A 6592-nucleotide genomic window follows, 5' to 3' on the forward strand; every position below is an offset into this window, starting at 1 on the left:
CAAAGTTTGCTGCGCAAACCTTGGGCCCCGCCGTTGCGCTTCCACACCCCCATTCGCATCTGCGATGCGAATCGCCCCCTGACTCAGGGGGCTGGGGTCATGGGGCGGACAAACGCTCTTCGTAGGAGCGGCGTGAGCCGCGATGGGGCTTTGACGGGGTGCTGGTCGCGGCTTTGCGGTGGCGGGATCAGCCGCGCTTGAGCGAATCGCGGATCTCGCGCAGCAACAGCACGTCCTCGCTGGGCTCGGCGGGCGCGGCGGCTTCGGCCTCGGCCTCGGCCGACTTCTTCAGCCGGTTGTAGCCCTTGATGAAGAGGAAGATCACGAAGGCGATCAGCACGAAGTCGACGAGGGTCTGGATGAAGGCGCCATAGCGGATCGCGACTTCGGCGATCTCGGCGCCGGCGGCATCGACCGAGGCCGGGCTGAGCACGTACTTCCAGTCGCTGACGTCGACGCCGCCGGTCAGGTGGCCGACCGCGGGCATGACGATGCCATCGACCAGGGCGGTGACGATCTTGCCGAACGCCGCGCCGATCACCACGCCGACGGCGAGGTCGATGACGTTGCCGCGGGCGATGAATTCCTTGAACTCGCTGACCATGCCCATCTGCCGTGCTCCGTGTATGAACGTGGCCGACAGGCTACCGCAAAGCCCGCGCCCGCAGGCGATGCGCGGGCGCTCAGGCCAGCGCGGGCAGGATCCGTCCGGACAGCGGCGGCAGCCCGTCGAGGGTCGCCTGGAAGCTGTCGCCGGGGCGCAGCGGACCGACCCCGGCCGGCGTGCCCATGAACACCAGGTCGCCGGCGCGCAGCGCGTACAGCTTCGACAGCTCGTGGAGGATCTCCGGAACGCTCCAGATCAGGTCATCGAGCGAGGCATGCTGGCGGATCTCGCCGTTGACCGCGAGCGCGATCGAACGCCCGGCAAGATCGCCCAGCGCGGCCGCCGGCACCAGTGCACCTACCGGCGCGGCGAAGTCGAACGACTTGCCGGTATCCCACGGCAGGCCCTTGGCCTTGGCCGCGGCCTGCAGGTCGCGACGGGTCAGGTCCAGGCCCAGCGCGTAGCCGTAGACCAACGCCCCGGCCCGTTCCGGCGCCAGTTCGCCGGGCGGGGCATCGGCGCCGAGCGCGACCACCAGCTCGACCTCGTGATGCAGCTCGGTGGTGCCGGGCGGGTAGGGCACCTGGCCGTCGACGACGATGGTGTCGGCGGGCTTGAGGAAGAACGTTGGCAGGCCCCGGTCGGCCTTGCCCGCGGGCGCCGCCGCGCCCATCTCGCGCGCGTGATCGGCGAAGTTGCGGCCGACGCAGTAGATCCGGCGGACCGGGAACCGGCGCGCCGCCGCCTCGTCGTTGTCGATGATCGGGATGCGAGGCGCTTCCGGCGCCGGGATGACGTCGCCCATGTTCTGAGTCCCGTGGGTTGCGGCCGCTCGGCGCGGCGGAGGAGGCGCTGGCGGCTCAGCCGGCCGGCGGGATGGTGCGGTCTTCCAGGCGCGCCTTCTCGACGACACGGAACTCACCGTCGACGACCTGGCCGTCGTGCCGGCGGTGTTTACCGGCGATCGGGTGCCCGCGCTGCTGCCACCACCGCAGCAGCAGGCCGGCGGCGATCATCGCCGCGCCGACCACCACCGAGAACATCACCAGCACCGCCAGGATCGCCAGCCCGAGCACGCCCAGCGCGATACGCAGCCAGCGCTGGCGCGGCTTGCGCGGCGAGGCGGCGGAACGGATGCGTTCGTGCAGGCGGAAGGGGTCGAAACGGAAGGTGTGGGCGAACATGGGCTCGGTTGTCTGGGGCGGTCGTGACACAATCCGGCAACATTGCCGAGGCGCGAGTATCGGGCCCCGCGCATATGACCGTGTAATGGATTCGTTAAAAGAGCGTGAGCGGCCGTCGGTCGTGCCGGCACGCCCCACCCGGACCTTCGCCGATGAGCACCGAGCCGCTGTTGAAACTGGAGCAGTTCCCCGACGATGGCCTGGCCGAGGTCGAAGCGGTGGTCGACGGCGATGCCGAGTCGCTGGTGCTGTTCCGCGACGGCGACCGGGTGCGCGCCTGGTTCAACATCTGCCCGCATGCCGGCAGGCGCCTGGACTGGTCCCCAGGGCGATTCCTGCGCAGCAAGGATGGATTGCTGGTGTGCGCCGCCCACGGTGCCAGCTTCGAGTTGGCCGGCGGCGCGTGCGTGGCCGGTCCGTGTCGCGGCGAGGCCCTGCGCGAGGTCGCGGTCGAGGTCCGCGACGGCGCGGTCTGGCTGGGCGCCGGCGACTAGGACAGGTCCGCTCCGGACGCGGCCGTCGCCTGCTCGCGTGGGCGCTTGCGGCGCAGCGGTGCGACCGACGCTTCGCCCAACACGCGCCTGAGCGTGCGCATCATGTGGCTGTGGTGGGCGAAGCCCGCTTCCAACGCGATCTGGCTGGCCGGCATGTCGCGCCTGAGCAGCAGTTCGCGCGCGCGACAGCGGGATCGACGACGGCATCCCACGCTTCATGGCCGATCTGTTCCAGCGCGCCGCCGATGCCGGCCATGCCGGCGAGGAGGCCGCGGCCTTGATCAAGGTGCTGCGTTCGCCGGCCTGATCGTCGTCTTGGGGCCGTCCAATCGCGGCTCACGCCGCTCCTACGAAAGCGCGTAGCGCCGGTTGTCAGGCCTCGGCCCTGTGGCATTCCCGGTGCCGGCAACGGCACTCGCGGGCGTGAGCCGCGATCCCCGGGCCGCGCCCGGGAATCCCCAAGGTTTGCTTCGCAAACCTTGGCCCCACCGTTGCGCTGCCACACCCCCATTTGCATCTGCGATGCGAATCGTCCCCTGACTCAGGGGGATGGGGTCATGTGGCGGGAAAACGCTCTTCGTAGGAGCGGCGTGAGCCGCGATGGAGCTTTCACGGGATTGCCCGGTCGCAGCTTGCGCAGCTCCTACGAAAGCTTGCGAGTGACGAACACCTGCCGTCCTTCGATCCGAATCGGAACGGCAGGCTTCAGGACAGTCGTGGTCAGAACAGCAGGTTCACCATCAGCACCGCGATCGCGGTGTAGACCAGCGACAGCGGCGCGCCGATCTTCCACAGCTCCTTGGCGCTGTAGCCGGCAGGACCGGTGATCATCGAGATCACCGGGTTGGAGGCGGTCATGAAGTTGTTCGACGCCGACAGCGCGACGATCAGCGCGAACGCGGTCGGGTTGCCGCCCGCCGCCAGCGCGATGTTGATCGCCAGCGGTACCACCACGATCGTCGCGCCGACATGGCTGATGACCAGCGAGAACGCCGTCGTCAGCAGGCCCAGCAGCAACTGCATGATCCATACCGGGGTGCCGTCGGGGAGCTGCTCGATGCTGTGGCCGGCGACCCAGGCCGCGGCGCCGCTGGAGTCCATCGCCCAGCCCAGCGGGATCAGGCAGGCCATCATGAAGACGGTCTTCCAGTTGATCGCCGAGTAGGCCTCGTCGATGTGGATCACGCCGGCGATCAACATGCCGGCCACGCCGGTCATCAGCGCCAGCGACACCGGCAGCCGCGAGGACAGGGCCAGCAGCATCGCCACCGCGAAGATGCCCATCGCGATCTTGAACTTGTGCGGGCGCTGCTCGCCCTTGGGGTAGTCGGTGACCACCACCAGGTCCTTGCCGGCGGCGGCCTTGGCCAGGTCGGTCCAGATGCTGTGCAGCACCAGCATGTCGCCGGCGCGCAGCGGCTGGTTGCGCACGTCGTCGCGCAGCACGGTCTTGTCGCGGTTGATCGCCAGCAGGCTGATGCCGCGCTGCTTGCGCAGTTCCAGCTCGCGTCCGGTCTTGCCGATGAAGCCGGAGGTCGGCGGGATCACCGCCTCGGAGATGCCGGCGCGGCTGGGGTTGAACAGGTCGCCGAAGTTGCGCAGCCGCGAACTCAGGCGCAGGAAGTTGTTCTGCGCGAAGTCGGCGACCTGCTGCTTGGGGCCCATCGCGCCGAGCACGCTGCCGACCCAGATGCGGGTATCGGCCGGCGGCGCCAGCCGCTCCTCGCTGTTGCTCTTCAGCGCCAGCAGCAGCGGCACCCCGTGCAGGGTTTCCGCCTCGCCCAGCGACATGCCGACCAGCGGGCTCTCGGCGGTGACGGTCAGTTCGTAGACGTCGCCCTCGATGCCGTAGGCCTTGGCGAAGTAGCTCTGGGTGCGGGCCGGGGTCACGCCCTTGCCGACCTCGTCGCGCTCGAGCTTGTGGCCGAAGAAGTGGAAGTAGGCCAGCGCCGCCGCCAGCAGGGTCAGGCCGATCGGCAGCGGTGCGAACATCTTCAGCGGTTCCAGCGTGGCCGCGCCGGAGGGCAGGTTGCTGTTGGCGGCGACCAGCAGGTCGTTGAGCAGGATCAGCGGCGAATTGCCGACCATGGTCAGCGCGCTGCCCATGATGATCGCCGCGGCGATCGGCAGCAGCAGCCGCGGCAGCGACAGGCCGGTGCGCGAGGACAGCCGCGAGGCGACCGGCAGGTACAGGGCCATCACCGCCGGGTTCTGCATGAACGAGGAGTTGATGCCGGCGATCGCGCCGGTCAGCAGCATCAGCCGCTGCTCGATGCCGTGGGCGCGCCGCAGCAGCCAGGCGGCGAGCCGGTTCAGCGCGCCGGTGCGGTCGAGGCCGGCGCCGAGGATCATCGTCGCGATCACGCTGATCACCGCCTGGCCGGAGAAGCCATTGAACAGCTCGTCCGGCGCGACCAGTCCGGACAGGCCCAGCATCACCAGCACGCACAGGGCGACGACGTCGGCGCGGATCCGCTCGAACAGGAACATCACCATCGTGAAGCCCACCAGCCCGAGAACGAGCTTCATGTCGGTGGTGAGCGTCAGCGCGGTGTCCATTTGGCTAGTAGTGAGCGAAGAGGAGTGAGGAACGGGAGAAGGGCGAGGTCGCGTCTTCCTCGGGCGGTGGGGGTGGAACTCTCACTGCTCACTCCTCTCCACTCAGGTCTCGCTCTTGTCGTAGAGCAGGTCCCAGACACCGTGCCCGAGCCGTTGGCCACGGGTCTCGAAATGGGTCTGCGGACGCCATGGCGGCCGGGCCACCGAGCCGCGTGCTCCGGCGCGGTTGGTCAGCCCTTCGGTGGCGTCGAGCACGTCCCACATATGCTCCGCATACTCCTGCCAATCGGTGGCCAGGTGCAAGCGTCCGCCGGCGGCCAGCTTGCGCACCAGCAGCGCGGCGAAGGCCGGCTGCACCAGCCGCCGCTTGTGGTGGCGCTTCTTGTGCCAGGGGTCGGGAAAGTAGATGCGGACCTCGTCGAGGCTGCCGTCGGCGATCTCGTTCTCCAGCACCTCGACCGCGTCGTGGTGGTAGAGGCGGACGTTGTCGACGTCGTCCTCGGCCAGTGCGTTGAGCAGGCGGCCGACGCCGGGGGCGTGGACCTCGATGCCGATGTAGTCGCGCCCGGGGTCCTGGCCGGCGGCGAAGCGCAGCGCCTCGCCGTTGCCGAAGCCGATTTCCAGCACCCGCTTGCGGGCGCGGCCGAACACCGCGTCGAAGTCGCGCGGAGAGGCCTGGTAGTCGAGGCCGAAACGCGGCCACTGCGCGTCGAACGCGCGCTGCTGCGCCGGCGTGAAGCGGCCCTGGCGCAGCACGAAGCTGCGGATCTGGCGCTGCCCTTCGTGGACGGTGAACGGCTTCGGCGGGGCCTTGCCGGTAGCGGACCGGGGCGGGCTGTCGCCGGACGCAGGGTCGGGCGATGCGTCTGAGGGCTTGTCGGCGCCGTTGCCCATCACCCGATCAGCCCGTCCACGGGACTGGAGGCGGAGGCGTAGCGCTTGCGCGGGATGCGGCCGGCCTTGAACGCGGCGCGGCCGGCCTCGACCGCCAGCTTCATCGCGTGGCCCATCAGCACCGGGTCCTTCGCGCCGGCGATCGCGGTGTTCATCAGCACGCCGTCGCAGCCCAGCTCCATCGCGATCGAGGCGTCGGAGGCGGTGCCGACGCCGGCGTCGACGATGATCGGCACCTTCGCGTTCTCGACGATCTCCAGCAGGTTGTAACGGTTCTGCACGCCCAGGCCCGAGCCGATCGGCGCGGCCAGCGGCATCACCGCGACGCAGCCGATCTCTTCCAGGCGCTTGGCCAGGATCGGGTCGTCGGAGGTGTAGACCATCACCTCGAAGCCATCGCCGACCAGGGTCTCGGCGGCGGCGAGGGTGGCGACCACGTCGGGAAACAGGGTCTTCTGGTCGCCGAGCACTTCCAGCTTGACCAGGTTGTGGCCGTCGAGCAGCTCGCGCGCCAGCCGGCAGGTGCGCACCGCGTCATCGGCGGTGTAGCAGCCGGCGGTGTTGGGCAGGATGGTGAAGCGGTCCGGCGGCAGCACGTCGAGCAGGTTCGGCTCGCCCGGGTTCTGGCCGATGTTGCTGCGGCGGATCGCGACGGTGACGATCTCGGCGCCGGCGGCCTCGGTGGCCAGGCGGGTTTCCTCGAGATCCTTGAACTTTCCGGTGCCGGTGAGCAGGCGCGAGGCGTAGGTCTTGCCCGCGATGACGAGCGGGTCGGTGCGGTGGGGGGCGTTCATCCACCTATTATTGCATCGACTACCTATTGCATCGACTGCCGCCCAGGCGGCATGGCTTTC

At 69.4% G+C, this 6592-nt stretch carries 8 protein-coding genes and 1 pseudogene; 2 read left to right on the forward strand and 7 right to left on the reverse strand.

The features are described 5' to 3' along the window. Positions 1 to 187: 187 nt before the first annotated feature. The 3 genes from mscL to FKV24_RS12445 form a co-directional block, all read right to left on the reverse strand. Positions 188 to 610: a large-conductance mechanosensitive channel protein MscL gene (gene mscL / locus FKV24_RS12435; protein WP_111267357.1), complete on the reverse strand. Its 423-nt coding sequence runs from the start codon at positions 608 to 610 to the stop codon at positions 188 to 190. Positions 611 to 683: 73 nt separating this feature from the next. After that, the gene (locus FKV24_RS12440) at positions 684 to 1412 is read right to left on the reverse strand and encodes a fumarylacetoacetate hydrolase family protein (protein ID WP_111267356.1); all 729 of its coding nucleotides are present in this window, start codon (positions 1410 to 1412) and stop codon (positions 684 to 686) included. 55 nt (positions 1413 to 1467) lie between these two features. After that, a complete protein-coding gene (locus FKV24_RS12445; RefSeq protein WP_249041007.1) occupies positions 1468 to 1791 on the reverse strand; it encodes a hypothetical protein in 324 nt (107 codons plus the stop codon). A gap of 152 nt (positions 1792 to 1943) precedes the next feature. Between FKV24_RS12445 and FKV24_RS12450 the strand changes: the two genes are divergently transcribed. Then, on the forward strand, positions 1944 to 2285 hold the full coding sequence (locus FKV24_RS12450; protein WP_141482594.1) for a Rieske (2Fe-2S) protein: 342 nt from the start codon (positions 1944 to 1946) through the stop codon (positions 2283 to 2285). Here the strand turns inward: FKV24_RS12450 and FKV24_RS12455 are convergent. Next, positions 2282 to 2497 carry a helix-turn-helix domain-containing protein gene (locus FKV24_RS12455; protein ID WP_141482595.1) on the reverse strand — a complete coding sequence of 72 codons (216 nt, stop codon included), beginning with the start codon at positions 2495 to 2497 and terminating at the stop codon, positions 2282 to 2284. The two genes, FKV24_RS12450 and FKV24_RS12455, sit on opposite strands and share 4 nt — an antisense overlap. On the opposite strand from FKV24_RS12455, the pseudogene FKV24_RS20140 reads away from it, so the two are divergent. After that, positions 2476 to 2592, forward strand: a pseudogene (locus FKV24_RS20140) (imine reductase family protein); the annotation flags it as partial. The gene FKV24_RS12455 and the pseudogene FKV24_RS20140 overlap by 22 nt on opposite strands. A 413-nt stretch (positions 2593 to 3005) precedes the next feature. Here FKV24_RS20140 and FKV24_RS12460 read toward each other — a convergent pair. The 3 genes from FKV24_RS12460 to FKV24_RS12470 all read right to left on the reverse strand — a co-directional run bounded on the left by FKV24_RS12460 (position 3006) and on the right by FKV24_RS12470 (position 6532). Next, a complete protein-coding gene (locus tag FKV24_RS12460; protein WP_111267353.1) occupies positions 3006 to 4844 on the reverse strand; it encodes an SLC13 family permease in 1839 nt (612 codons plus the stop codon). A gap of 102 nt (positions 4845 to 4946) precedes the next feature. Next, a complete protein-coding gene (gene trmB / locus FKV24_RS12465; RefSeq protein ID WP_141482596.1) occupies positions 4947 to 5738 on the reverse strand; it encodes a tRNA (guanosine(46)-N7)-methyltransferase TrmB in 792 nt (263 codons plus the stop codon). Further along, complete coding sequence (locus FKV24_RS12470; protein WP_111267351.1) at positions 5738 to 6532, reverse strand: thiazole synthase; 795 nt, start codon at positions 6530 to 6532, stop codon at positions 5738 to 5740. The genes trmB and FKV24_RS12470 overlap by 1 nt, the downstream gene beginning before the upstream one ends. Positions 6533 to 6592: the final 60 nt, after the last annotated feature.

The organism is Marilutibacter maris (assembly GCF_006546735.2).
Taxonomy (GTDB): Bacteria; Pseudomonadota; Gammaproteobacteria; order Xanthomonadales; family Xanthomonadaceae; genus Marilutibacter; species Marilutibacter maris.

Coding starts and splice junctions, on each gene's coding strand:
- mscL (WP_111267357.1), bottom strand. CDS start 610: ATGGGCATGGTCAGCGAGTTCAAGGAATTCATCGCCCGCGGCAACGTC.
- FKV24_RS12440 (WP_111267356.1), bottom strand. CDS start 1,412: ATGGGCGACGTCATCCCGGCGCCGGAAGCGCCTCGCATCCCGATCATC.
- FKV24_RS12460 (WP_111267353.1), bottom strand. CDS start 4,844: ATGGACACCGCGCTGACGCTCACCACCGACATGAAGCTCGTTCTCGGG.
- FKV24_RS12450 (WP_141482594.1), top strand. CDS start 1,944: ATGAGCACCGAGCCGCTGTTGAAACTGGAGCAGTTCCCCGACGATGGC.
- trmB (WP_141482596.1), bottom strand. CDS start 5,738: ATGGGCAACGGCGCCGACAAGCCCTCAGACGCATCGCCCGACCCTGCG.
- FKV24_RS12445 (WP_249041007.1), bottom strand. CDS start 1,791: ATGTTCGCCCACACCTTCCGTTTCGACCCCTTCCGCCTGCACGAACGC.
- FKV24_RS12470 (WP_111267351.1), bottom strand. CDS start 6,532: ATGAACGCCCCCCACCGCACCGACCCGCTCGTCATCGCGGGCAAGACC.